The sequence below is a fragment of the Escherichia sp. S10b genome, from assembly GCF_028421345.1.
Taxonomy (GTDB): Bacteria; Pseudomonadota; Gammaproteobacteria; order Enterobacterales; family Enterobacteriaceae; genus ECMA0423.
Genome location: NZ_JAHZSO010000129.1, coordinates 1 through 738 on the forward strand (window position 1 = coordinate 1; position 738 = coordinate 738).

Below are 738 nucleotides of genomic sequence, written 5' to 3' on the forward strand. Positions count from 1 at the left end.
GCGCCAGCAGCTGCCTGTCGGAGTCGGGCCTGACGACCGGATGCCGCCAGGCAGCCGGGAGCCGAAGGTGCGCCCGGCAGACAGAACAACACTGCAGTAGTCAGAATCAGAGCAGCAGATAAAGGAACAACAACATCAGGAACAGTTCCATAACATAAGAAAGAAACACTCCTGAGTCAGACACATCACAGACGGGAAGGGTAACGGGCGACGCGCCAGCGTGGCCCGCTTCCCTTCCGGCAGGCGTCAGCCTGCCAGGGGTTTTCGCGCGGACTGACAGGCGGCCTCCACCGCCTGCCCCTGTATCACCTGTTTCTGCTACCCTGTAAGATGTAGTGACCGCCCAGGAAAACCGCCTGCTGATTCACCACAAAATCGCAGATTTCATCAACAATCTGCGCGGTGGTGAGCGGTTTCTGCCCCATTTCACGACGCCGCGCATTAATCACGGCCCTGTAATTACGCAGAATTCCGCGGGTTTCTGTGCTGATATTCATGACATCGTCTCCCCGTCCAGCGCCTGTAACACAACGTCCATTGCTTCGCGTTCCTCCCTGACGAATGCGTCACCGTCGCCCCCGTTCTCACTCCCGACGGCATACAGGCGCTTCATTTCACTGCCTGCCAGCGCCATCACTTTTTCCAGCATCACCGCCGGGACTGTCACCTGACGGCTGGCGCGCTTTTCTTCCATCAGTTCACGAACAACGCCGTGAACAACGCTGACATCCGCACCAT

1 protein-coding gene and 1 pseudogene are annotated in these 738 nt (G+C 58.3%); both read right to left on the reverse strand.

Features of this window, described 5'->3' with window-relative positions:
• Nucleotides 1–305: 305 nt before the first annotated feature.
• Nucleotides 306–497 (reverse strand): hypothetical protein, encoded by a 192-nt coding sequence (locus FTE26_RS08485; protein WP_039021874.1) that lies wholly within the window; start codon nt 495–497, stop codon nt 306–308.
• Nucleotides 494–738, reverse strand: a pseudogene (locus FTE26_RS08490) (hypothetical protein); the annotation flags it as partial. The gene FTE26_RS08485 and the pseudogene FTE26_RS08490, both read right to left, overlap by 4 nt.

What these genes read in the sequence shown, in the direction of transcription:
- FTE26_RS08485 (WP_039021874.1), bottom strand. Translation starts at nt 497, where the DNA reads ATGAATATCAGCACAGAAACCCGCGGAATTCTGCGTAATTACAGGGCC.